Raw genomic sequence first — 22,628 nt, forward strand, 5'->3', positions numbered from 1 at the left:
GTCATGACTCTTCTCTTGTTCCCACCGTCAGGTGATAGGTGGAAGACACATGTCCCATCATCGGGCCGATATGGCCGACGTGAAAGAACATCCACTGCATGACCTCGGACCGTTTGACCGGGTCCGGTGATAGGAATTTCCAATATTTTTCAGTCAGGTGCCACAGTGTCGCACCGGATTCGAAGATCGCTCGCCCATCCGAGCGGTCTTCGATTTTTGGGATTTTTCCGTTTGGGTTCAGCGCCAGATAATCCGGCGCTTTTTGTTCCTGCTCGGAAAAGTTGATGTGAGACAGGTCATAGGGGACACCTGCCTCTTCCAAGAAGATGACCGGCTTGTAACCGTTCATCGTACCCGAGGTGTAGAGATGAATATCAGGCTGGGACATGTTCAACCTCTGTAAATGCTGTCTTAAGATGCAACTTAAATCGGGCGAAATCAGTTTCGATTTCCGGGTTCTTCATTACGTCAAATGCCGCAAACGTCGGCAATGGCTTCAAGTTGAGGAACTTTGCGGTCAGGTGTATCGGGCGCAAAAGGTCATCAACGCTGTCACCGGCAAAGAACGGTTCGGTCACGGCGCCGAACGCCTCTTTTGGCGCGTTGAACGTCACCGAAAGCATGTACGTCTTGTCGTTCAGCGCGCCTCCCATCCCATAATTGGCCTTCGGCGCGTCAGCCGTCCGACCATCACCGGTACTTAGCCGCCCATCCATACCGGCGGTGTACACCTCATCCATGTATTTCTTGAAAACCCATGGAACTCCCATCCAGTTCACCGGGAACTGCATGATGACTGTGTCGGCCCAAAGGTGCGCCTCGACCTCAGCATTGGCGTCATAGCCATCGGCAACGGTGGTCACGCGCACTTCGTGGCCCATTGCGGCCAACGTGTTACGCGCGTGTTCGGTCAGGCTGGCGTTCAATTGTCCGGGGGCGAATTCGTAGGGCTGGGTGCCGTTCACGATCAGGATTTTGCTCATGTCTATATCCAATAAGTGCAAATTTTGAACCCTTGACTCTGGTCGGGTTCAGAGAGCATTTGATTGTGCGGGTGTAAGAAATCAACTAGTATACTTTTAGTAACCTAGTTGCCTGGGTGAAAGGGCGGTAATGCGAGCGCGGATTGACGAGGATGCAAAGGGGCGTCGACGGGTCTCGGAGGCCTGTCTGGAGCCGTGTGCAATCGAACGCGGTATGCGGATCATTGGCGGAAAATGGACCGGATCGATCTTGTGGCACCTTAAGGATGGCCCGGTGCGCTTCAACGACCTGTCGCGTATGATCGGAGGGGCCAGCAAGAAGATGATCACCGAACGGTTGCGTCAACTTGAGGAACGGGGCCTGGTGCATCGGCAGGTAATGGATACATCCCCTGTTTCCGTGCAATACTCGGTGACCGATTTTGGCCAGACAGCGCTTGGTTTTCTTAATGAGCTTCGAAAGTGGAGCGAAGAATTGCCTCAAGAGCTGGACCAAACCATTTGATTTTAAAAGGGAACGAGTCTGTGGGCGGTCTGAAAGCAATCCACCATGCTGCAGTCATTTGTTCGGATTATGAACGGTCCAAGGCGTTTTATTCAGAAACGCTTGGGTTGAAGATAATTGCGGAAAACTTCAGGGCAGAGCGGCAATCCTGGAAGCTGGATTTGGCGTTGCCGGATGGTTCTCAGATCGAGTTGTTTTCCTTTCCCAACCCGCCCAAACGCGCGTCCCGCCCCGAAGCGCTGGGTCTGCGGCATCTTGCGTTTGTTGTAGATGACATCGAGACGTTGAAAGGCAGTCTGGAACAGAAGGGTGTTTCCGTCGAGGACATCCGTGTCGATGAACACACCGGACGTCGGTTTACCTTTTTCAGTGATCCGGACGATCTTCCATTGGAATTGTATGAAGTAGCGCCGATAGCGTTGAAGTGATATTCCTCGTTCTTTAGACTGAGAGAAGCAGGGAGGAAGGCGCATGGAAGTAAAACCTCTCACCGGTGGATTGGGCGCGGAAATCGTCGGGGCGGACATCCGGCGCGAAGATCAATTCGATGCGATCAATTCGGCCTTTGCAGAGTATTCCGTAATCGTTCTGAGGGACCAAAGCGTTAGCCCGCAAGAGCATCTGTCCTTTGCGCGAAGGTTCGGCCCGATCAACGTGAACCGCTTTTTCAAACCGGTCGACGGCCATCCCGAGATTGCCACGGTTTTGAAAGAGGAGGATCAGAAAGAGGCTGTGGGAGAGGGCTGGCATACAGACCACTCCTATGATCAGGAACCGGCCATGGGCTCAATTCTGCACGCCTTGGAAGTCCCGCCGCACGGGGGCGACACGCTGTTTGTGTCGATGGCTGCTGCCTATGAGGCTTTGTCGCCCACGATGCGTGGTTTTCTGGATGGCCTATGGGCGGTGCATTCCTCTCGCCATGTCTTTGGCGCCGGCATCGTGGATTCGGAGGCCGCTAAAAGCGGCAGGCTGGGTAATGCCGAAGCTGCCACGCAAGACGCTTTGCACCCCGTTGTAATCACGCATCCGCTGAGCGGCAGGCGAGGGCTGTTCGTCAATCCTGTGTTTACCACCGAAATCAAGGGGTTGAGCTCAGATGAGTTTGCAGCTGTGCTTGGGATGCTCTATGATCATTGTAAGCAGCTCGAATTCCAATGCCGCCTCCGTTGGCAGACAGGGGATATCGCCATTTGGGATAACCGAGCCACGTGGCACAAGGCAATCAACGACTACCACGGTTTTCGACGCCTTATGCACCGGGTGACGGTTGAAGGGGTTGCCTTGACGCAGTGAGGCAAGTGGCGCAAAGCGGACCTCAGCGACTCAGTTTGGGCGTGACGACACTTTAACATCTGTCGATTCCCGACGCCCCTATTCAACACAGCGGTTGATGTCTAATTTACTGCTTTATTTCTTATACTTAGGGCACGCTAAGGAAATTCTCTTGTAAAAATTGGAACGTTCCATTAAAGATTTTGGAACCTTCCAATTTTGGAGAAAATGGATGAATTGGGCATTTGTCGGAGCGAGCACAATAGCTTCGCAATACATGTTGGTTGCAGTGCGCCAGCAGACAGGTAACGACGTGACCTGGGTCGTCAGCAATTCTCCTGAGCGGGTTAAAAGCTGGGCGAGGGAACACGGAATTCCCAACGCAACCACAGACTTGGGCGCTGCCCTGACTGACGAGAACGTTCAGGCTGTCTACGTCTCCTCGACCAATGAGAAACACCACGGTCAGGCAATTGCAGCCATTTCGGCTGGTAAGCATGTTCTATGTGAAAAGCCGCTCGGGATGACGCAAGCGGAAGCTGTCGAAATGGTGCGCGCAGCCGAAGCGGCTGGCGTGACTTTTGGTACAAATCACCACCTGCGATGCTCTGGCAGCCATCGTGCCATTCGTGATCTCATTGCAGACGGTCGCGTCGGCGACGTTCTTTCGCTGCGTATACATCACGCGGTACATTTGCCCGGGAACCTGCAGGGGTGGCGCATTAACTCAGCAGATGCCGGCGGCGGCGTGATCCCCGACATCGTCGTTCATGATGCGGATGTCACGCGGTTCCTGCTCAATGAGGACCCGATTTCCGTCGTCGCGCAAATGGCCAGCTCTGGGATGGGGCAGGGGGTCGAAGACTCGTGCATGTCCGTGTGGACGATGCCATCGGGGGCGATGGTCACGACGCACGAAAGCTTTACGCACCCCTTTGCCGGGTCGGGCCTGCAAGTGCACGGGACCAAGGGCTCGATTTTTGCGGATGGCGTCATGACGCAGCGCCCTGTTGGGGCAATAAAACTGGTGACTGAAGCCGGAAGCGAAGAGATTCCGTTTTCGGACCACTCTCTCTATGTTCAAGGCGTTTCGGAATTTGTCTCCGCAGCGGCGGGACAAGGCCGTCCTGCTGCCGACGGACCTGACGGAGTGAAATCGCTGTCAATCGCGCTGAGCGTTCGTGAGGCCGCAGCGTCGGGTGAACGTATCAACATAGATTATGGCGGTTTCTGATGACCAAGCTTGTTTCCGTTTCCGAGGCCGTTTCTCGTATCCCAGACAATGCGGTTGTCACCGTGTCGTCGTCCTCTGCGCTCGGGTGCCCTAACCTCGTGCTGAAGGCACTTGGAGAACGGTTTCGCACAGAGGGGCATCCGCGCAACATTACAACGCTGCACCCTATAGCCGCCGGTGATATGTATGGCGTGAAGGGCATGGATTATCTGGCGCAGGATGGATTGCTAAGCCGCGTTCTTGCCGGATCTTACCCGTCGGGCCCTTCCAGCCTTGAGATGCCGGAAATCTGGAAAATGATCGTCGAGGATCGGGTCGCCGCATATAACGTGCCGTCGGGAATTCTGTTCGACATGCATCGCGAGGCCGCAGCGCATCGGCCTGGTGTTCTGACGCAAGTCGGGCTTGAAACCTTCGTGGACCCTGTCCGCGAAGGGTGCGCGATGAATGCGCGTGGCGCGGCAACGCCCATCGTGAACCGGAGAGAGTTCGACGGTCAGACCTGGCTGCACTTCCCAAACATCAACCCGAACGTATGTATTTTGCGCGCTACCACAGCGGATGAGTTCGGAAACCTGACCTATGAGCATGAAGGCGCTTATTTGGGCGGGCTAGAGCAAGCGATCTGCGTCCGCAACCACGGTGGGATCGTGATCGCACAGGTTCAACGTGTGACTGCCGCCGGAAGCCTGCGCCCCCATGAAGTGCGCGTGCCGGGGCATCTGGTCGACCTGATCGTTGAAGACCCGGAGCAGATGCAAACGACTGAAACGTCTTATGATCCTGCGATTTCTGGCCAGATCATGCGCCCTTGGGACAGCTTTTCACTGGCCGAGCATGGCGTCGAAAAGGTCATCGCGCGTCGCGCCGCCCAAGAACTCCGCAGCGGCATGAGCGCCAACTTGGGCTTTGGAATCAGCGCTATGGTCCCGCGTGTTTTGTTGGAAGAGGGGCATCCTCAGGCTGTGACATGGGCGATTGAGCAAGGGGCCGTTGGAGGCGTCCCATTGACCGGATTTGCCTTTGGCTGCGCGTCCAACGCACATGCTTTCGTGCCGTCCCCACAGCAGTTCATTTATTTCCAGGGCGGCGGCTTCGATATGTCGTTCCTCTCGTTCCTCGAGGTTGATGTCGAAGGCAATGTGAACGTCTCCAAACTGGGTAAGAAGCCCTACCTGACCGCAGGATGTGGTGGGTTCGTCGACATCACGGCACGCGCCAGAAAGATCGTATTCTCGGGCTGGTTCGAAGCCGGCGCTAAGATCGACCTCGCAGAGGACGGTATCCGGGTGAATGCCCCGGGCAAGTTCACCAAGATGGTGGATCAGGTTGAACACGTCACATTTTCAGGTCGCCGTGCCCGGGAAACCGGTCAGGACGTTCTGTATGTGACGGAGCGCTGCGTCATTCGCCTTACGGATCAGGGTCTGGTTGCTACGGAAATCATGCCCGGCATCGAGGCGCAGCGCGATATTGTCGAAGCATCGGGTGGTCGCGTCAAAGTCGCGGAAAATGCGGTTCAGATGCCCAAATCTCTGTTCGCTTTAGGCCCGATGGGGATGACCCTGTGAGCAAACTTGGGTTTCATATCGAGGGTCCGACAGCCGTACTTACATTGGACAACGTGCCCAAGCTCAATGCTCTGACCGTAGACATGCTGGATGCGTTGGAGGCTCGCTTGCGAGAGGTCGAGCGTGACGCGTCCATTCGTGCGCTTGTTCTGACTGGCGCAGGAGAAAAAGCGTTCTGTTGCGGAGCCGATATTGAAGCATGGGGTGGTCTGAGCCCCGCCGAGTTTGCGCGTCACTGGGTCCGAGACGGACACAGAATCTTTGATCGGTTGGCACGGATCGGCAAACCGACTATCGCTGCGATCAACGGTCACGCCTTCGGCGGCGGTCTGGAGTTGGCCAGTTGCTGCGATCTGCGCTTGATAACTCCGCGTGCAACGCTGGCTTTACCTGAAGCTCGGGTTGGGATCGTGCCGGGCTGGTCGGGGACGCAGCGGTTGACCCGGCTGCTTCCCGAGGCTGCGGTGAAAGAGATGGCACTCTTTGGGCGTCGTATTGGTGCTGACCGCGCCGTGGCCTTGGGCTATGCGACCGAGGTGACTGACGACGTTCTGGCGCGCGCGCTTGAGATCACCGCCGAACTTAGCGACCTTTCGCCTCGCGCCACCGAAATCTCAAAAAACATGATCCATGCAGCGGTCGGTGAAGACACTCATGCCGTGGTCGAAACCCTTGGTAGCGCAGCGATTGCCGCCTCAGCGGACCGCGAAGAAGGCGTTGCCGCATTCATGGAAAAACGTAACCCCACATTTTCGGGCCTTTGACAATATGAAAGATATCACCATCAACCCTGCCATCCCGTTCGAGTTGCCGCCGTTGTTCGAAGGTCGGCATCTCATCGATGGCAGGTGGCAGAATAGCGCGTCTGGTGAGACGTTCGAACGGCGCTCGCCCTCGCACGGGCACATCGTCAGCCGTTCGGCCTTGGGTGGCGAGGCTGAAGCCGAGGCCGCGATCCAGGCGGCGCGCAAGGTGTTCGACAACGGTGATTGGAGCCGGGCATCAGGCAAAGAACGGGCCACCGTTTTGCTGAAGGTTGCCGACCTGATTGAGCAGAATGTCGACCGGATCGCACTGATCGAAACGCTGGAAAGCGGTAAGCCGATCAGCCAATCCAAGGGCGAGGTCGGCGGTGCAGCAGACCTTTGGCGCTATGCGGCCTCATTGGCTCGCAGCACACACGGCGACAGCCACAACACTCTTGGCGCAGACATGATGGGTGTCGTGCTGAAGGAACCCATCGGTGTCGTGTCCATCATTACGCCGTGGAACTTCCCCTTCTGGATTCTCAGTCAGAAGCTGCCCTTCGCGTTGGCGGCTGGTTGCACCGTTGTTGTGAAGCCGTCTGAGATGACACCGTCGACAACCTTGATGCTGGGCGAGTTGCTGGTCGAAGCTGGATTGCCCGCCGGTGTATGCAATATCGTTCTGGGCTACGGAGTTCCCGTTGGCAGTGTGATGTCGAGCCATGACAGCGTGGACATGATCAGCTTTACGGGCTCAACGGCTGTGGGCAAGACGATCAGCGCAGTAGCATCGGATACACTCAAGAAAGTCGCGCTTGAGCTTGGGGGCAAGAACCCTCAGGTCATCTTTCCCGACGCCGATCTAAATGCAGCCGCTGATGCGGTTGTGTTTGGTGTCTATTTCAATGTTGGCCAGTGCTGCAATTCAAGCAGTCGCATCATTGTGCACGAAGACATAGCCGACGATTTCCGTGAGCGTGTCGTTGCCCTGTCGCGCAAAGTCAAATTCGGCGATCCTCTGGACCAGACGACGCAGGTTGGTGCTATCGTAACGTCCGAGCACAACTCAAAAATCGACGCGTACGTCAAGCAGGCGCAGGCTTCGGGTGCAACTATTGATCTGGGTGGTGAGCCGCTGGAGGTCGAAGGCTTGGGCGCTCAGTTCTACCAGCCGACGGTGATTTCTGATGTCTCGCCCGACATGCCAATAGCCCGGGATGAGGTATTCGGACCAGTTCTGTCTGTTTTGACGTTCAAAACACTGGACGAAGCAATCGCGCTAACCAATGATAGCGCTTACGGTCTGTCGGCAGGGGTCTGGAGCGAAAACGTTCACACCTGCCTCGAATTCGCCCGTCGTGCAGAAACGGGAACGGTCTGGACCAACACCTGGATGGACGGGTTCCCCGAGGTTGCATTCGGTGGGTTCAAGCAATCCGGGCAGGGGCGGGAAATCGGACGTTACGGGTTCGAGGAATTCTTCGAAGTGAAATCAGTGGTCATGCGCATCGGCAACAACCGAGCGCCATGGGTTCCGCAAGACTAAAGCCGGGCACCGGATTGGTCCCGTATAAGAAGAACGCATTAAGGGAGGAAACAAGAATGCGTAAATTTATGAAGACAAAATCGCTGTTTGTAGCCGGTCTATTGTGCACGACCAGCCTTGCGCATGCTGAAGACGTGGAAGTTTTGCACTGGTGGACTTCAGGTGGTGAGGCCGCAGCGTTGAATGTTCTCAAGGACGACCTGTCCGGGCAAGGAATCGGCTGGACCGACATGCCAGTAGCGGGCGGTGGTGGTGAGCAGGCGATGACCGTTCTGCGGGCGCGCGTCACTGCTGGCAACGCACCAACAGCCGTTCAGGCCCTGGGCTTTGACATTATCGATTGGGCCAATCAGGGTGCGCTGGCCGATCTGAACGAAGTGGCCGCCAAGGAAGGTTGGGATGATGTCGTTCCAGATGCTCTGAAAGCCTTTGCCAAGCATGACGGCAAGTGGGTCTCGGCACCAGTCAATGTGCACTCCACTAACTGGGTCTGGGCCAACAAAGCGGTGCTGGACGCTAACGGCCTTGCACAGCCCACCAACTGGGACGAATTCGTCGCAGCGGTTGAGGCATTGAAAGCCGCCGGAGTCACTCCGATCGCGCATGGTGGTCAAGCCTGGCAGGATGCGACCATTTTCGATGCGGTGGCGATGTCGACACTTGGACCCGATGGCTACAAAGCAGCATTCGTTGACCTGGACGAGGAAACACTTGGCGGCGACGCCATGAAAGAAGCGTTCGACCGTATGGCATTCATTCGCGACAACGTGGATGAGAATTTCTCGGGCCGAGACTGGAACCTGGCGACAGCGATGGTCATCAACGGTGAAGCCGGTTTCCAGATGATGGGGGATTGGGCCAAGGGCGAGTTCCTGAACGCGGGCAAAGTGCCGGGTGAGGATTTCCTGTGCTTCCGCTTCCCGGGTACTCAGGATCAGGTCACCTTCAATGCTGACCAGTTCATGATGTTCGATCAGGGCGGTTCGGTATCGGCTGAACAGGCCGCTCTGGCCAGCGCGATCCTGTCGCCATCCTTCCAGATTGCCTTCAACAAGGTGAAGGGCTCTGTCCCGGCTCGTACTGACGTGGACGGTAGTGATCTGGATGCTTGTGGCCAACAGGGCATGAAGGATCTGGCAGCAGCGGCTTCGTCGGGTAACTTGTTTGGCTCGATGGCGCACGGCCATGCCGCGCCGGCATCGGTGAAGAACGCGGTTTATGACGTCGTCACAGCCCATTTCAACGGTGAGTATGACAGCGAGACAGCTGTAGTCGAACTGGTCGACGCAGTTTCGATCGCCAAGTGATCTTAACGTGATCCTCCCGATGGGGCGGCAGGTTGGCCGCCCTGTCACCAAGTGGGCGCAATCGCTCCGACCTACAACTACTCGAACGAGGAGGGCGCGCCATGGCTGGTTCAGCCGACGCGGATTTCAAGACACGCCTTCAGAACTGGATTCCCAAGCTAGTCCTGTCTCCATCGATCGCGATGATGACGGTCTTTGTCTACGGTTTCATTCTGTTTTCGGTCTACCTGTCCTTTACTGACAGCCGCATTCTGCCGACCTTTGGTTGGGTCGGGTGGGAAAATTACGACAAGCTGTGGCGGCTGAGCCATTGGGAAACATCACTGATCAATATGGGCATCTACGCCAGCCTGTATATCGTGATCTGCACATGCTTTGGGCTGGGTCTTGCAATTTTCCTCGACCAAAAAATCCGCGGTGAGGGGCTGCTGCGCCCGATCTACCTGTACCCGATGGCGCTGAGCTTCATCGTCACCGGCACCGCGTGGAAATGGTTTCTGGATCCCGGCATCGGCTTGGAAAACGTGATGCACACATGGGGTTGGACCAGTTTTGAATTCGACTGGATTAAGAATCGCGACTACGCCATCTACACAGTTGTTCTAGCAGCCGTCTGGCAGACGAGCGGCTTCGTGATGGCAATGTTTCTGGCTGGCCTGCGTGGGATCGACAATGAAATTCTGCGGGCTGCGCAGATGGACGGCGCGTCGAACTGGAACCTCTATCGCCGGATCATTATCCCGCAACTACGACCAGCCTTCTTGTCGGCCTTCGTGATCCTCAGCCATCTGGCGATCAAGACCTTTGACCTTGTCATCGCCCTGACCGGGGGTGGCCCCGGTCGCGCCACAGAACTACCCGCGACCTTCATGTATTCTTACACGTTCACGCGAAACCAGATGGGGATCGGTGCGGCCTCGGCCACGATCATGCTGATGACCATTGCCGCGATCATGATCCCGTATCTTTACGCCGAATTGCGGGAGAAACGCTGATGTCTCAAGCTACTCAGGATACCGCAATCCGAACGGGCCGCGTTACGCGCACGTTGATATATCTGGTGCTGCTTCTGTTCGGTCTGTTCTACCTGCTGCCGCTTTATGTCATGCTGGTGAACTCGGTGAAGCCATTGGAAGAGATCACCGGCGGCGGCATGATGAACCTGCCGCAGGTATTCACGATTGAGCCGTGGCTCAAGGCGTGGTCTTCGGCGCAGATCGGCGTCGATCCGACAGGGCTGAAGCCCTACTTCTGGAACTCGATCAAGATGGTGGTTCCGGCGGTGATCGTCTCGACCATTCTTGGGGCGTTGAACGGCTATGTGCTGACCAAATGGCGCTTCAAGTACGACACCATCTTATTCGGTCTGATGCTGTTCGCCTGCTTCATCCCGTTCCAGATTGTTCTTATCCCGATGGCACGGATGTTGGGCATAATCGGGCTGGCAGGCACCACCTGGGGTCTTGCACTTGTCCACGTTGTCTACGGGATTGGCTTTACCACGCTGTACTTCCGCAACTACTACGCTGTGTTCCCGACCGAGCTGATCCGCGCGGCGCAGATTGATGGCGCCGGGTTCTTCCAGATTTTCTGGCGCATTCTTCTGCCGAGTTCCGGGCCGATCGCCGTGGTTTCGATCATCTGGCAGTTCACCAACATCTGGAATGACTTTCTGTTCGGCGCGTCCTTTGCCGATGCCAACAGCCAACCGATGACGGTGGCACTGAACAATCTGGTGCAGTCATCAACCGGTGTGAAGGAATACAACGTTCATTTTGCAGGCGCCATTCTGGCGGCCATGCCAACTCTGCTCGTCTACATCGTGGCCGGTCGATACTTCGTCCGCGGCCTGATGGCGGGTTCGGTGAAAGGATAAGACCTCATGGGTTTTCTAGACATAGACAACGCGACCAAATCCTACGGGGCGGTCGAGGTTCTGCACAAAGTCGACATCTCGGTGCAGGAAGGAGAGTTCCTGGTTCTGGTTGGCCCCTCGGGCTGTGGCAAATCCACTCTGCTGAACATGATCGCGGGGCTGGAAGAGATCACCAGCGGCGAAATCCGCATCAAGGATCAGGTGATGAACGGGGTGCACCCGTCCAGCCGCAACATTGCCATGGTTTTCCAAAGCTATGCTTTGTATCCCAATATGACGGTCGGGCAGAACATCACTTTCGGTCTTGAGATGCATGGTGTGCCCAAGCCTGAACGCGACAAAGCGATGCAAGAAGTTGCCAAGCTCTTACAGATCGAGCAGTTGCTGGATCGTAAGCCCGGTCAGTTGTCGGGTGGTCAGCGCCAGCGGGTTGCAATGGGTCGCGCGTTAGTACGGAACCCTGATGTCTTTCTGTTCGATGAACCGCTCTCGAACCTCGATGCCAAGCTTCGCGTCGACATGCGAACCGAGATCAAGAAGCTGCATCAAAATCTCGGGACCACCATCGTCTATGTGACGCATGACCAGATCGAGGCGATGACGCTTTCAAGCCGGATCGCCGTGATGAACGGCGGTTATGTCCAACAGCTGGGTACGCCGCAGGAAATCTATGACACGCCTGCGAATATCTTCGTTGCAACATTCATGGGCTCGCCTGCGATGAACGTGGTACCGGCCAAGGTTACGGTTTTGAATGGCCACCCTCATGCAGAGGTCGCCGTTCACGACGGATCTATGGCGCAACTTCCGTTCAGCCAGGACAACTTGGCCGCATGGGATGGGCGCGAGATCTTGTTGGGAATCCGCCCAGAGACTATCACCGATATGGATGGCGCGGATCGAAAGTCGTCGAACATCGCGCAGATGGCCAACCGTATCGTGGTGACGGAGCCCGCTGGATCGGACACCTTCGTCTCGATGCAATTGGGTGGACGAGATGTGATCGCGCGTATGCGTTCGGATGCCGAAGTGGCACCGGGTCAGGATTTCAACTTTGCAGTGAACATGGAAAAGGCCGTGGCTTTTGATCCCGAAAGCGAGATGCGGATTCTTCCATGAATCGAGCTGACGTCATAATCATTGGGACGGGTATCGGGGGGGCAACGCTGGCTGCGGCGTTGGCTCCGTCCGGTCGTCGCATTCTGATCCTTGAACGAGGAAAGCGGTTGCAGCCCTCACCGCAGGATCGAGACCCAAAAGCGATCTTTGCCAATGGGCACTTTCGCCCCGATGAAACATGGCTAGATGGAGCAGGCAAACCTTTTAACCCCGGAAACTACTACTGCGTTGGTGGAAATTCTAAGTTCTACGGCGCAGCTTTGATACGCTATCGGAAAGAGGATTTTGAGCCGCGTCAGCATATGGGTGGTTACTCGCGCGGCTGGCCCATGCCCTATGAAGAGCTTGAGGCGGATTACACCACCGCGGAACAGCTTTACGACGCACGTGGGACCACCAAAGAGGACCCCACCGAACCGCCGCACAGTAGGGGTTACCCGCACCCACCTGTGCCGGATGAGGTTGATATTGCAGACCTGAGGAACCGGCTAAGCCACGCAGGCCTGACGCCATCCTCAGTGCCGTTGGGCGTGGATATTGAAACCTGGTTGCGGGCTGGGCAAACAACTTGGGATGCGTTTCCCAATACATGCGGCGGCAAAATGGACGCCGAAACCTGTGCCCTCGCCGAGGCATTGAAGCATAGGAATGTCGAGCTTTTAACTGACGCGCGTGTCCGAAAATTGAAGGCTGATGCCGTTGGTCGTGTCACAAGTGTCGAAGTTGATGGTCACGGTACCCTGCATGCGCAGGTCATCGTGCTTGCAGCAGGTGCGGTACAGTCCTCGGCACTGTTGCTGCAGTCCGCGAACGACAATTGTCCAACCGGTCTTGCCAATCGGTCCGATCAGGTCGGACGGAACTTTATGAACCACAATTGTTCGGCGGTGCTGGCCCTTCATCCGCTGCGTCGAAATAGGGCGGTCTATCAGAAAACGTTGATGTTTAACGACTATTACAACAGCGGCGGGCAGGGTGGTTTGCCATTGGGCAATATTCAGATGCTGGGAAAGATCACCGGGCCGATCCTTTCGTCGCAAACCAGCCTGCCGAGGCCAATTGCAGCGCTAATCGCCAATCGCAGCTTTGATTTCTATGCCATGTCCGAAGACCTGCCGAACCCAGACAGCCGGGTGACGGTCGAAGGAGACCAAATCACGCTGGACTGGAAACGCTCGAATTGGGCGGCGCACGAGGCCTTGGTTGCGCGGCTAAAGGCGCATCTGAAGCAGGCGGGGTTTCCTGTGGTACTGTCGCGACCATTTGATCGGCGCACTCCGTCGCATCAATGCGGCACAGCGCGGATGGGTAATGACCCGGCAAGCAGTGTCGTCGACACGTTCTGCCGCAGCCACGACCATAAGAACCTGTTCATCGCCGACGCGTCAGTTCTTCCGACATCTGCGGCAGTGAATCCGGCTCTTACTATAGCCGCACTCGCACTCCGGGCAGGTCGTCACATTATTGAAACGGAGTTTGCCGCATGACCGGAACAGCATTGGTGACCGGAGGACAACAGGGCATTGGACTCGGGGTGGCGCGCGCCTTGATCGCCGCAGGGTACAAGGTCGCAATAGCCTCTCGCTCGGCGCCCTACAAACCGGTCGTTGAGGCGACTTTGGCAGAGCTTGGCCCAAGCGCAATTTATGTGCAGCACGACGTGTCCGACATTGATCACGTTCCGGCGCTACTGGATCAGATCGAAGCCGATTTGGGCCCGATCACCGCGTTTATAAACAACGCAGGCGTAGGGGCGCCAGTGCGTGGTGACATGCTGGACCTGAAGCCCGAGAATTGGGATTTCGTGCAGAGCATCAACCTGCGTGGCGCGTTTTTTCTGGCGCAAGAGGTGGCCCGGCGCATGTTGGAGCAGACGCAAGATACCTATCGTTCGATCACCTTTGTCACCTCTGTCAGCGCGACAATGGTATCGATCGAACGCGCCGATTACTGCGTGTCCAAGGCGGCCGCAGCGATGATGGCTCAGTTGTTCGCAGTACGCTTGGCCCCCGAAGGCATCGGTGTCTTTGAGCTGCGACCGGGAATCATCGCGACCGAGATGACGGCGGGCGTGCACGACAAGTATACCGACCGTATCGAGGGCGGTCTTGTTCCCGCGGCACGCTGGGGTGAGCCCGAGGATATTGGGTCAGTTGTCGTCCCACTGGTTCAAGGGCACATGCACTTTGCGAACGGTGCCGCCATCCCGGTGGATGGCGGCTTGTCGATTTCACGTCTGTAAGTCAGGGCACACAAGAATGTCTGAAGGATATGATTTCATTGTCGTTGGGGGAGGCTCGGCAGGCTCGGTGATCGCTGCGCGTCTTTCCGAAGAACCATCGGCGAATGTGCTGTTGCTAGAGGCCGGCGCCACCGATCGTCACCCATTCTTTCACCTACCAGCCGGGTTTGCGAAGATGACCAAGGGTATCGGCAGTTGGGGCTGGTCCACGGTTCCGCAAAAGCACATGCAGAACAAGGTCTTCAACTACACCCAGGCCAAGGTGATCGGCGGCGGGTCTGCGATCAACGCGCAAATCTACGCGCGGGGTGCAGCTCAGGATTACGATGACTGGAGGCAAATGGGCTGCGAGGGGTGGAGCTATGCCGACGTGCTGCCCTATTTCAAAAAGTCCGAAGACAACGACACCTACGACGACGAATTTCACGGCAAGGGCGGACCGCTGGGCGTGTCCATGCCCTCAGCCCCTTTGCCAATCTGCGATGCCTATATCAAGGCCGCTGGGGAAGTGGGGATTCCTGAAACACGCGATGTGAATGGGACCAAACAAGATGGAGCGGGGTATTATCAGCTGACCCAGCGCAATGCGCGACGATCCTCTGCTGCGATGGCGTTTATCGCGCCGAACCGCAGCCGCCCGAACCTGACCGTGCGCACTGGCGCACAGGTCCGCCGCATTTTGGTGGACAAGGGCAGGGCGACTGGTGTCGAGATGATGAACGGGGACAAGATCTCCGCCGCGAAAGAGGTCATTCTGTCCTCAGGTGCCATCGGTTCGCCGCGCTTGTTGCAACTGTCGGGAATTGGCCCGGCGGATCATTTGGACAGCCTTGGCATCGACGCGGTTTTTCATCAGCCGCAGGTGGGCGCGAATTTGCAGGACCATCTGGATTTATATTCCATCTGCGAAGTGACCGGCCCGCACACCTACGACCGTTTCGCTAAGCTGCACCTTTCAGCTTTTGCAGGCCTGCAATACCTTTTCACCCGCAAGGGACCGGTCGCGTCCAGCCTGTTCGAAACGGGTGGGTTCTGGTACGTAGACCCGGATGCGCGTTCGCCGGATCTTCAGATGCATCTGGGGCTTGGTACCGGCATTGAGGCAGGGGTCGAGGCGATGCCCAACGGTGGGGTTACACTGAACGCCTGTTTTCTGAGACCCAGATCACGCGGAACCGTCCGGTTGCAAAGCTCTGACCCCGCGATGATGCCGCTTATAGATCCCAACTATCTGGCGGATCCCTACGATCGCGAGATGTCCATTCGGGGTCTGAAGCTGGTGCAGAAGATCCTCGCTCAGGATGCGCTGAAGCCGTACATCTTGGCAGAACGTTTGCCGGGCCCGGACGTGCGGACCGAGCAGGATTATTTCGATTTTATCTGTGTACACTCCAAAACATCGCACCACTGCGCTGGTACCTGTCGTATGGGCAGCGATGCCGAAGCCGTTCTGGACCCGCGCCTGCTGTTCAATGGGGTCGAAGGGCTTCGCGTCGCGGATGCGTCGATTATGCCGACGGTCAATTCATCGAACACCAATGCACCTACAATCATGATCGGAGAAAAAGCTTCCGACATGATCAAACAAGATCAGGGTTTCTAAAAATGATCCGCCATATCGTACTGACCAAATTCCGCGCCGACGTGACCGAGGAGACAATCGGAGCCATCTACAAAGGTCTCGAGGACGTGTCCAAGGCCCTTCCCGGGGCCAGCGGGTTTACCGGGGGCCGCAGTGAGAGCCCCGAGCAGATCGAACGCGGATACATGCATGGATTCGTGATCGACTTCAACGATTGGGGCGTGCTGGAGGCCTATCAGAACAACGAAACGCACAAAGCGCTGGGCGCGCAACTGGTCGAGAACGCCGTGGGTGGCATCGACGGCATTCTGGTTCTGGATTTGGAGGTTTGAGACAGTGAAATTGATTTTGCCAAACCCTGAGGGGCAGCTGGAACCCTATGCGCTGACCGGAACGCCGTTAGTACCGCGCAAGCCGCAGGTGCCTCTGACGCGCACGGCGTTTGCAGCGGCGCATGTGGTCTCGGACCCGCTGACGGAACGCGACCCCTGGGATGGCCGTCCGGCGGTGGATTGGGACGCAACGTTGCGTTTCCGACAAGGGCTCTGGGATCAGGGGCTGGGTCTGGCCGAGGCGATGGACACTGCTCAGCGGGGGATGGGCGTCGATTGGGCGACTGCGTTGGAGCTGATTCAGCGCACCATGGCGGCAGCAAAGACGCACCCAATGTCACCCCGCGTGGCCTGTGGGGCAGGGACAGACCACCTGCCGCTGAGCGCATTGAACACCGCTGGCGAAATCCTGTCGGCTTACGAACATCAGGCCGAAGCGATTGAGGCTGCCGGTGGCCAATTGATCCTGATGGCCTCGCGCGCTTTCCCGGCGATCAACGCTGGCCCCGATACCTATCATGACGTCTATCGCGCGTTGATCGATGGCGCGGCTCAGCCGGTGATCCTGCATTGGCTGGGCGACATGTTCGACCCCGCTCTGACTGGCTATTGGGGTAGTTCGGACGTAGACACCGCCAGCAATTTCGTCCTGTCTTTGATCAATGAGAATCCGGCCAAAGTGGACGGGATCAAAATTTCTCTGTTGGATCAAGCGCACGAAGAAGCCTTCCGGGCGCGGCTGCCTGAAGGCGTGCGTCTGTACACCGGCGATGACTTTAACTATGCGGACCTAATTGCCGGGGATGGCACACATTTTTCCCATGCACTACTTGGAATTTTTGCCGCTATTGCCCCCGCCGCCAGTCAGGCGCTTGAAGCGCTGGCGATGGGAAACATGGATCTCTACAACGCGTTGTTCGCTCCGACCGTTCCCCTCAGCCGAGAGATATTCAAGGCTCCGACCCGGTTCTACAAAGGAGGGATCGCATATCTGGCGTGGCTAAACGGGTCGCAGTCTCATTTCATCATGCCGGGCGGGTTCCAATCCAGCCGCGATATCTGCCACTTCGCGCAAGTCTTCAAACTTGCGGATCAGGCCGGTTTGCTCTCGGACCCGGAACTGGCTAAAGCACGGATGACCACGCTTCTCAGCCTGCATGGAGTTGAACAATAGCCTGAATGCGCAGACCCACGATCATAGATGTCGCCAACTCGGCGGGTGTTTCCAAATCGACTGTAAGCCTAGTGCTGCAGGGTAGTCCGCAGGTGAAGCAGGATACGCGCAAGCTGGTTCATGCTGCGATGAAAGAAATTGGGTATGTCTACAACCGGTCGGCGGCAAATCTGCGATCCACGGGAACGGCGCTTATTGGTTTGGTAATCAACGACCTGACCAACCCATTTTTCACTGAGTTTGCGACTTCCTTGCAGATGGCACTGGGGGCGCGAGGCTATGCAGTCGTTGTGGCCAATACAAACGAAGACCCCGAGCTTCAGGACCAGGTGGTGGGCGCGATGCTGGAGCATGGGGTTTCCGCCTTGATCCTATCGCCTGCTTATGGCGATGTCTCGAACACCTTGTCCGCGGTCGAGCGAGCCGGCATCCCTTTGATGCAGGTCTTGCGGCAAGTTGACAGCGAAACGGCCAGATTTCCCTTTATCGCCCCCGACTATTCAGAGGGTGGGCGCGCGGCGACGCAGTACCTGATCGACACAGGCGCGAGGAACATCGCCTTTATCGGAGGCCTGGATGGCGCTGAAGTCACTCAGGAAAGACTGTCTGGCTACATTGGTGCAATGAAGCGCAATGGCTTGCAGCCTATTGTGAAGACAGGGAAATCCAGTCGGTCATTTGGGCATGAAGCAACGATCAGCCTTTTCAAGGAGCATCCGGAGTGCGACGCGGCAGTTTGCTTTAATGACCTTGTTGCTTTCGGGATGATTAATGCCTGCCATGAAACTCAGGTTAAGATTGGCACGGAGTTTCAGATCGTTGGTTTCGACGACATCAAGGAAGCCTCGGAATGCTGGCCAGCACTGTCGACGGTACACTGCGGCGTCTCTGAGTTTGGCGAACAAGTGGCGGACACTGTATTGCTATGGCTGCAGGATGGAGTTACGCCGGCACAACATGCTCGCACCTCCACGCGCTTGGTTTTGAGGCAAACCACGAAAGACAAAGAATAACCAAAGGCAATACAGGCCATTGTTACGTGGCGCCTTGTTCTAAAAGTGTTGGAAGGGTCTGGTTCGTCAAAAAATTGCTTCAAATGCGCATGGATCATGCCGATAAAGTCATTTGAATTCCGCTCTGGTCCGAAAAGCAGTACTGGGTTCTGAGGTGGTTGCAAACTGGCCAGACAAAAGCCCCCACAATCCCGCAGGGGCTTTCACGCTTTGTATCATCAATTCGCTTATGGCTTTGTCGGTCAGTTAGCCGTTCGCTGGGCTGACCCAAAAACGGTTTGTTTGCGCACAATGCCGTCATTTGCCTTAGGCTACAGAATTTCGCCTCCGTCTATTCCTCAGTCTACAACCACTCCAACCAGGAAAGATCACTAGCCAGCCGAGACACCTTCAAGCTGATCCTCACCGACGCTCTTAGCGAGTGGCGTCAACTTTGTTCCGGATAGGTTTGCGGTTTTCGCGGCAAACTGAGATTGGTTCGAATTAGTCTGACAGCACTATTGATTTTACTTTAGCTGCCATTTCAATAGTGCACACGTTTTTCCATTTGCGTCTCAAAGTCCTTCCATCATGTCGGCTGAACTCTAAGAGAGTTTCCATTCGCCTAAAGTGTGGAATATTTCGAGAGAAAACCCAAAGCAAAGATCGCATCCAGAAAGCGATGTCATTCCTTTTGAACTTTATTTGTGTTCTTATATCGACTGCCTTCGCCACTACTGCAGTTGTAGAATATCCGGAACGCAAAGTTTTCTTTTTGCCGGCATTTTGTCCGCACCATCCGATCGTTTCAGTCGCTTGGGACCGTCTTTGACCTTGATCTTCGGCTTTGCTAGTGGGCCCTTCAAGGTCACGGGCCAGGGACTCTTCGAAAGCGGTTCGCCAATCTTGCGGGGCTGCAGATTTAGGTCCAAAACCTTCCCCGCCACATTAACACCGCCAAAGACGACAACTTGGACATGATCTGTTTCCAATGTGGTTTGTTTCGTCGAAATACTTCCATTTGAAATACTAATCGGTGCACGCAAACATACGATCGGAGCAATCTTTTGTTTCTCTTTGGTAAACACCCAAGGTAGTATCCCTAGCCCTGCCAGATCCAAAAGCTGGGTCTCGATCGAGCCGTCACGCATTGAGACCGTGGCATTGCCGTTCATGCTGTTGGCAAAATGCTTAGGTGAATCGGTTCCGCCGGTCACCGAAAAATCCGCATAGATGGTACCGCTTGCGCCCTTTTTGAAGTTCAGGTTGTGAAGAATTTCATCCAGCTGCCAGCCGCCTGCTGTGCCGGTCAGCGTGAGCAGATGCGCGTCGTTCGATAGATCCATTTGTCCGCTGACATCGAAATGAGCACCTCCGTATTCAAAATTCAAAGGTCCGGCCTTGAGTTCATTTTCGTTGAGCGTCAGTTCACTCTGCAAACTGCTTATGCCTTTGGCACCCTCTATGTGCCGAAGGTCAACGTCGACATCCATATCCACACCGGACAAGAGAATTGAACGCCCAATAGGTTTAAGCGTTACATCTGTTAGAGGACTAGTGTCGCCGGATTCTTCAATGAAGTCTTCCTCGTCGGGGTCTAGACCGCCTATTTTCCTCAATTGTGCAGCGGCCTGAACGATGGTTCGGATCTGATCTATCTTTATCAAGTCACTCTCTATGGAACCCTGCAGTACAGGATCACTCGTTGCATCATCAAGATCGGCCACAATTTGCAGGACAGAGTCGGCAACCTTGACTTTGGCATTCGCATCCCAATCGGTTCCTTCGCTGGCAAGGCCAATTTCAAAGTTAGCCTGTCCAGTTTCCACCCGTTCAAGCGATAGGGCTTCTAATAGGTCCGCTCCGGAGGGGACTTCTACTTGAATTGCCAAATCCAGGTTCTCGAATTTGAGCACATTTTTTACAGAGCCATGCACCTCAAGGTTCCAAAGTTCCGTTTCGCTTGTCTGGCCATCCAAATTTGTCAGCGAAAGCTGGTTGATGTCGCCGTTCAAATGAAAGTTACCAGAAAATCGACCAAGTTGATCATCCGGTCCCAGAAGCTCTGGTGAGATCAAGCTGCTTGCGGGTATATCCATTAACCCATCGGCCAATATGCCTTGTAATTGCAACGCGTCTTCGACCGAACCGTTCAAAATGATAAATGGATCAGCAGGGTTCCCAATTCTCAAATTGATGTTTCCAACACTCAAGGCGCCTTCGGGTGTTCTGGAAAGCTCGGAAAACTTAATCGGGGGCGGCCCTTCACCAGAGGTATCCAATGTGAACCCGTTGGTTTCAATGACCATTTGTCGCTGCGGGACCTGCCCGGGTACGCTATCGATAACCATGTCAACTGCTATTAGTTTTAGATCATACCGCGACGCGGCTGGGCCGGGTTCAGCATCTTCAGGGTACAACCGAATGCGGGTTTTCAGGGATACGTCTTCTGGGTTTCCCAACTCTCCGATTTGTCCCGTCAGCGAAAGGCTTTGCCCACCATCCAATTCAGTCAATACAGCCAGGTCATCAATCCGGGCTACGCCGTCGACTGATTTGAATGTTGCACCAATGCTTCCTGAACCCTCCAGAACGCGATTGAGTTTCAGGATATCAAGAAGCTGACCAAGTTCGGCAACCTCTATGGTCGTATTCACTTGTAGCCCGTTCTCTTGAGGGACTTCTTCGGCGGCAATCGCAATCTGTTCGAAATTCACAGCGACCTGAAACGGGTCGTCCGCGGGAATGCTCGCGTTCAGATCAAACTTCTCTCCATTTAGTGAACCAGCCCCAACCGCGGTCACAACGTCGGTTTCCGTATCACGCTTTAGATTCAGCTCAAGAAGCTGCAGATCCAGACCAAGCCCGTTTAGATCGTTCTGGTAAAGAACGGTGACATCGGTCAGGTCAATTTTGTGGTCCGTTAGGATTCCAGCAACAGACAGGTTTGCAGGTTTGGCCGGATCCCCGGCTTTAGCGCCCGTTTGGGAAGTGGGCTGCCAGTTTCCGACACCGTCTTTGTCCGTGATCAAGTTGAGGTGAACACCCGAGAGAGAAAGCTCACTCAGCGACAATTTGCTGTTCCAAAGGTCGCGGGCGGAAATTTTGAACTCAAGTTTGTCGATTGCTGCCAGGTTCGCTTCGGTCTTGATCGCGCCGGGTAGTACCAATCCCGCTGCGGATACCTGCAGTTGCCGACCAAGGCCTAGACGCACTTCATCTTCTATTAACACGTCCTGACCAAGTTTCTTCGAGATCAGGTTTTCAACAAAAGTGGTTCTGACAGAAGAAAACAACGCAGAGGACAGGAAAAGCCATGCCACAACAACCGCGACGAACGCGACAGCGCAACAAACCATTACACCTCTTGTGATGAACCGCACGCTTTTCTCCTAAGGTTCTGATTCCTTTCTTGGGCAGACTAGACCATTAAAGCATCATGTTAATGGAATATGTGGCTTCTTATTTTGCTGAACCCTAAATGACCTTGACCATTTAGCCGACTTCTCTTGCGGAATTGGTCGGGCGACCAAGAAACGGTTAAAGGACCAAATTTAGGATGTGCTGCTGACCCAGTTTCAAAATAGCTGGCTTGAAACGCGTTTAACGTTTCATAAACGAGCACATTGCATTAGCTTTGACTACTGCGCCTGGACACCCCAATTAAACTGGACGCGGTTAAAATGCTTCAATTTCCCACATCCATCTAATTACTGTTATATGTGAATTCTTCAAACGACGGGGACACAATGAATTCGCTAACTAGATTAACACGTGGGATAGGCGTCGCTTTCAAGGACGGTAGAGTGAAAAGCCTTCTTGCCTTCACAGTCGGAATGATTTTATGGGCCTCAGTCTTCTACCACTTTGTCGAAGGTTGGAGTTGGCTAGACTCGATCTACTTTTCCGTAGTGACAATTTCGACCGTAGGGTTCGGTGACTTCTCACCTGAAACTGCGGCGGGGAAAATCTTCACAATGGTATATATCATTGTAGGCTTGGGTGTTTTCGTGACTGCGGCGACCACAGTGGCACATACAATCTTATCCCAAGACGACGAAAAAACGGACAAATAGATTATCCCAAATTAAGGCAATTTGAGTTCATGCGCAGGTATCAGTGCGACCGCGCATCTGAAGCCGTG

At 55.3% G+C, this 22,628-nt stretch carries 21 protein-coding genes and 1 pseudogene; 19 read left to right on the forward strand and 3 right to left on the reverse strand.

Annotation, left to right across the window (positions count from 1 at the left end; translation table 11 throughout):
• Nucleotide 1: 1 nt before the first annotated feature.
• The gene (locus ACR0MP_RS01905) at nucleotides 2-388 is read right to left on the reverse strand and encodes a glutathione S-transferase N-terminal domain-containing protein (RefSeq protein WP_480885656.1); all 387 of its coding nucleotides are present in this window, start codon (nucleotides 386-388) and stop codon (nucleotides 2-4) included.
• Nucleotides 375-983 carry an NAD(P)H-dependent oxidoreductase gene (locus ACR0MP_RS01910; protein WP_480885658.1) on the reverse strand — a complete coding sequence of 203 codons (609 nt, stop codon included), beginning with the start codon at nucleotides 981-983 and terminating at the stop codon, nucleotides 375-377. Before ACR0MP_RS01910 ends, ACR0MP_RS01905 begins: the two co-directional genes overlap by 14 nt.
• 130 nt (nucleotides 984-1,113) lie before the next feature.
• Between ACR0MP_RS01910 and ACR0MP_RS01915 the strand changes: the two genes are divergently transcribed.
• The 18 genes and pseudogenes from ACR0MP_RS01915 to ACR0MP_RS02000 all read left to right on the forward strand — a co-directional run.
• Nucleotides 1,114-1,488, forward strand: a complete 375-nt coding sequence (locus tag ACR0MP_RS01915) for a winged helix-turn-helix transcriptional regulator (RefSeq protein ID WP_480885660.1) — start codon at nucleotides 1,114-1,116, stop codon at nucleotides 1,486-1,488.
• 20 nt (nucleotides 1,489-1,508) lie between these two features.
• A complete protein-coding gene (gloA2, locus tag ACR0MP_RS01920; protein WP_480885662.1) occupies nucleotides 1,509-1,916 on the forward strand; it encodes an SMU1112c/YaeR family gloxylase I-like metalloprotein in 408 nt (135 codons plus the stop codon).
• 43 nt (nucleotides 1,917-1,959) lie between these two features.
• A complete protein-coding gene (locus tag ACR0MP_RS01925; RefSeq protein WP_480885664.1) occupies nucleotides 1,960-2,784 on the forward strand; it encodes a TauD/TfdA dioxygenase family protein in 825 nt (274 codons plus the stop codon).
• A 211-nt stretch (nucleotides 2,785-2,995) separates the two neighbouring features.
• A complete protein-coding gene (locus ACR0MP_RS01930) occupies nucleotides 2,996-3,997 on the forward strand; it encodes a Gfo/Idh/MocA family protein (protein WP_480758726.1) in 1,002 nt (333 codons plus the stop codon).
• Complete coding sequence (locus ACR0MP_RS01935) at nucleotides 3,997-5,568, forward strand: acyl CoA:acetate/3-ketoacid CoA transferase (protein ID WP_480758729.1); 1,572 nt, start codon at nucleotides 3,997-3,999, stop codon at nucleotides 5,566-5,568. The genes ACR0MP_RS01930 and ACR0MP_RS01935 overlap by 1 nt, the downstream gene beginning before the upstream one ends.
• Nucleotides 5,565-6,332: an enoyl-CoA hydratase/isomerase family protein gene (locus ACR0MP_RS01940; protein ID WP_170511638.1), complete on the forward strand. Its 768-nt coding sequence runs from the start codon at nucleotides 5,565-5,567 to the stop codon at nucleotides 6,330-6,332. Before ACR0MP_RS01935 ends, ACR0MP_RS01940 begins: the two co-directional genes overlap by 4 nt.
• A gap of 4 nt (nucleotides 6,333-6,336) precedes the next feature.
• Nucleotides 6,337-7,860: an aldehyde dehydrogenase family protein gene (locus ACR0MP_RS01945; protein WP_480758734.1), complete on the forward strand. Its 1,524-nt coding sequence runs from the start codon at nucleotides 6,337-6,339 to the stop codon at nucleotides 7,858-7,860.
• Between the two features lie 68 nt (nucleotides 7,861-7,928).
• Complete coding sequence (locus tag ACR0MP_RS01950; protein ID WP_170512117.1) at nucleotides 7,929-9,167, forward strand: ABC transporter substrate-binding protein; 1,239 nt, start codon at nucleotides 7,929-7,931, stop codon at nucleotides 9,165-9,167.
• Nucleotides 9,168-9,268: 101 nt separating this feature from the next.
• Nucleotides 9,269-10,162 carry a carbohydrate ABC transporter permease gene (locus ACR0MP_RS01955; RefSeq protein ID WP_170511643.1) on the forward strand — a complete coding sequence of 298 codons (894 nt, stop codon included), beginning with the start codon at nucleotides 9,269-9,271 and terminating at the stop codon, nucleotides 10,160-10,162.
• Nucleotides 10,162-11,043, forward strand: a complete 882-nt coding sequence (locus tag ACR0MP_RS01960) for a carbohydrate ABC transporter permease (RefSeq protein ID WP_068340098.1) — start codon at nucleotides 10,162-10,164, stop codon at nucleotides 11,041-11,043. Before ACR0MP_RS01955 ends, ACR0MP_RS01960 begins: the two co-directional genes overlap by 1 nt.
• A gap of 6 nt (nucleotides 11,044-11,049) precedes the next feature.
• On the forward strand, nucleotides 11,050-12,162 hold the full coding sequence (locus tag ACR0MP_RS01965) for an ABC transporter ATP-binding protein (protein WP_480885667.1): 1,113 nt from the start codon (nucleotides 11,050-11,052) through the stop codon (nucleotides 12,160-12,162).
• The gene (locus tag ACR0MP_RS01970) at nucleotides 12,159-13,649 is read left to right on the forward strand and encodes a GMC oxidoreductase (protein ID WP_480885669.1); all 1,491 of its coding nucleotides are present in this window, start codon (nucleotides 12,159-12,161) and stop codon (nucleotides 13,647-13,649) included. Before ACR0MP_RS01965 ends, ACR0MP_RS01970 begins: the two co-directional genes overlap by 4 nt.
• Nucleotides 13,646-14,404, forward strand: coding sequence for a 3-ketoacyl-ACP reductase (locus ACR0MP_RS01975; protein ID WP_480885671.1), 759 nt, complete (start codon nucleotides 13,646-13,648; stop codon nucleotides 14,402-14,404). The genes ACR0MP_RS01970 and ACR0MP_RS01975 overlap by 4 nt, the downstream gene beginning before the upstream one ends.
• Before the next feature lie 16 nt (nucleotides 14,405-14,420).
• Nucleotides 14,421-16,007 carry a GMC family oxidoreductase gene (locus ACR0MP_RS01980; protein ID WP_480885673.1) on the forward strand — a complete coding sequence of 529 codons (1,587 nt, stop codon included), beginning with the start codon at nucleotides 14,421-14,423 and terminating at the stop codon, nucleotides 16,005-16,007.
• Nucleotides 16,008-16,009: 2 nt separating this feature from the next.
• Nucleotides 16,010-16,318 carry a Dabb family protein gene (locus ACR0MP_RS01985; RefSeq protein WP_170424020.1) on the forward strand — a complete coding sequence of 103 codons (309 nt, stop codon included), beginning with the start codon at nucleotides 16,010-16,012 and terminating at the stop codon, nucleotides 16,316-16,318.
• A gap of 4 nt (nucleotides 16,319-16,322) precedes the next feature.
• Entirely contained in the window at nucleotides 16,323-17,492 is a 1,170-nt protein-coding gene (locus ACR0MP_RS01990; RefSeq protein WP_480885675.1) for a dihydrodipicolinate synthase family protein, read from the forward strand.
• Nucleotides 17,493-17,497: 5 nt separating this feature from the next.
• Nucleotides 17,498-18,505 (forward strand): LacI family DNA-binding transcriptional regulator, encoded by a 1,008-nt coding sequence (locus ACR0MP_RS01995; RefSeq protein WP_480885677.1) that lies wholly within the window; start codon nucleotides 17,498-17,500, stop codon nucleotides 18,503-18,505.
• 311 nt (nucleotides 18,506-18,816) lie between these two features.
• Nucleotides 18,817-18,951: pseudogene (locus ACR0MP_RS02000) on the forward strand (IS6 family transposase); the annotation flags it as partial.
• Between the two features lie 267 nt (nucleotides 18,952-19,218).
• Here ACR0MP_RS02000 and ACR0MP_RS02005 read toward each other — a convergent pair.
• Nucleotides 19,219-21,867 carry an AsmA family protein gene (locus ACR0MP_RS02005; RefSeq protein WP_480885679.1) on the reverse strand — a complete coding sequence of 883 codons (2,649 nt, stop codon included), beginning with the start codon at nucleotides 21,865-21,867 and terminating at the stop codon, nucleotides 19,219-19,221.
• A 453-nt stretch (nucleotides 21,868-22,320) separates the two neighbouring features.
• On the opposite strand from ACR0MP_RS02005, the gene ACR0MP_RS02010 reads away from it, so the two are divergent.
• On the forward strand, nucleotides 22,321-22,560 hold the full coding sequence (locus ACR0MP_RS02010) for a potassium channel family protein (RefSeq protein WP_480893683.1): 240 nt from the start codon (nucleotides 22,321-22,323) through the stop codon (nucleotides 22,558-22,560).
• Nucleotides 22,561-22,628: the final 68 nt, after the last annotated feature.

This window comes from Ruegeria sp. K3 (assembly GCF_056531845.1).

Coding starts and splice junctions, on each gene's coding strand:
- ACR0MP_RS01915 (WP_480885660.1), top strand. CDS start 1,114: ATGCGAGCGCGGATTGACGAGGATGCAAAGGGGCGTCGACGGGTCTCG.
- ACR0MP_RS01950 (WP_170512117.1), top strand. CDS start 7,929: ATGAAGACAAAATCGCTGTTTGTAGCCGGTCTATTGTGCACGACCAGC.
- ACR0MP_RS01970 (WP_480885669.1), top strand. CDS start 12,159: ATGAATCGAGCTGACGTCATAATCATTGGGACGGGTATCGGGGGGGCA.
- ACR0MP_RS01995 (WP_480885677.1), top strand. CDS start 17,498: ATGCGCAGACCCACGATCATAGATGTCGCCAACTCGGCGGGTGTTTCC.
- ACR0MP_RS01955 (WP_170511643.1), top strand. CDS start 9,269: ATGGCTGGTTCAGCCGACGCGGATTTCAAGACACGCCTTCAGAACTGG.
- ACR0MP_RS01980 (WP_480885673.1), top strand. CDS start 14,421: ATGTCTGAAGGATATGATTTCATTGTCGTTGGGGGAGGCTCGGCAGGC.
- ACR0MP_RS01945 (WP_480758734.1), top strand. CDS start 6,337: ATGAAAGATATCACCATCAACCCTGCCATCCCGTTCGAGTTGCCGCCG.
- ACR0MP_RS01965 (WP_480885667.1), top strand. CDS start 11,050: ATGGGTTTTCTAGACATAGACAACGCGACCAAATCCTACGGGGCGGTC.
- ACR0MP_RS01975 (WP_480885671.1), top strand. CDS start 13,646: ATGACCGGAACAGCATTGGTGACCGGAGGACAACAGGGCATTGGACTC.
- ACR0MP_RS01930 (WP_480758726.1), top strand. CDS start 2,996: ATGAATTGGGCATTTGTCGGAGCGAGCACAATAGCTTCGCAATACATG.
- ACR0MP_RS01935 (WP_480758729.1), top strand. CDS start 3,997: ATGACCAAGCTTGTTTCCGTTTCCGAGGCCGTTTCTCGTATCCCAGAC.
- ACR0MP_RS01905 (WP_480885656.1), bottom strand. CDS start 388: ATGTCCCAGCCTGATATTCATCTCTACACCTCGGGTACGATGAACGGT.
- ACR0MP_RS01985 (WP_170424020.1), top strand. CDS start 16,010: ATGATCCGCCATATCGTACTGACCAAATTCCGCGCCGACGTGACCGAG.
- ACR0MP_RS01925 (WP_480885664.1), top strand. CDS start 1,960: ATGGAAGTAAAACCTCTCACCGGTGGATTGGGCGCGGAAATCGTCGGG.
- ACR0MP_RS01910 (WP_480885658.1), bottom strand. CDS start 983: ATGAGCAAAATCCTGATCGTGAACGGCACCCAGCCCTACGAATTCGCC.
- ACR0MP_RS02010 (WP_480893683.1), top strand. CDS start 22,321: ATGATTTTATGGGCCTCAGTCTTCTACCACTTTGTCGAAGGTTGGAGT.
- ACR0MP_RS01960 (WP_068340098.1), top strand. CDS start 10,162: ATGTCTCAAGCTACTCAGGATACCGCAATCCGAACGGGCCGCGTTACG.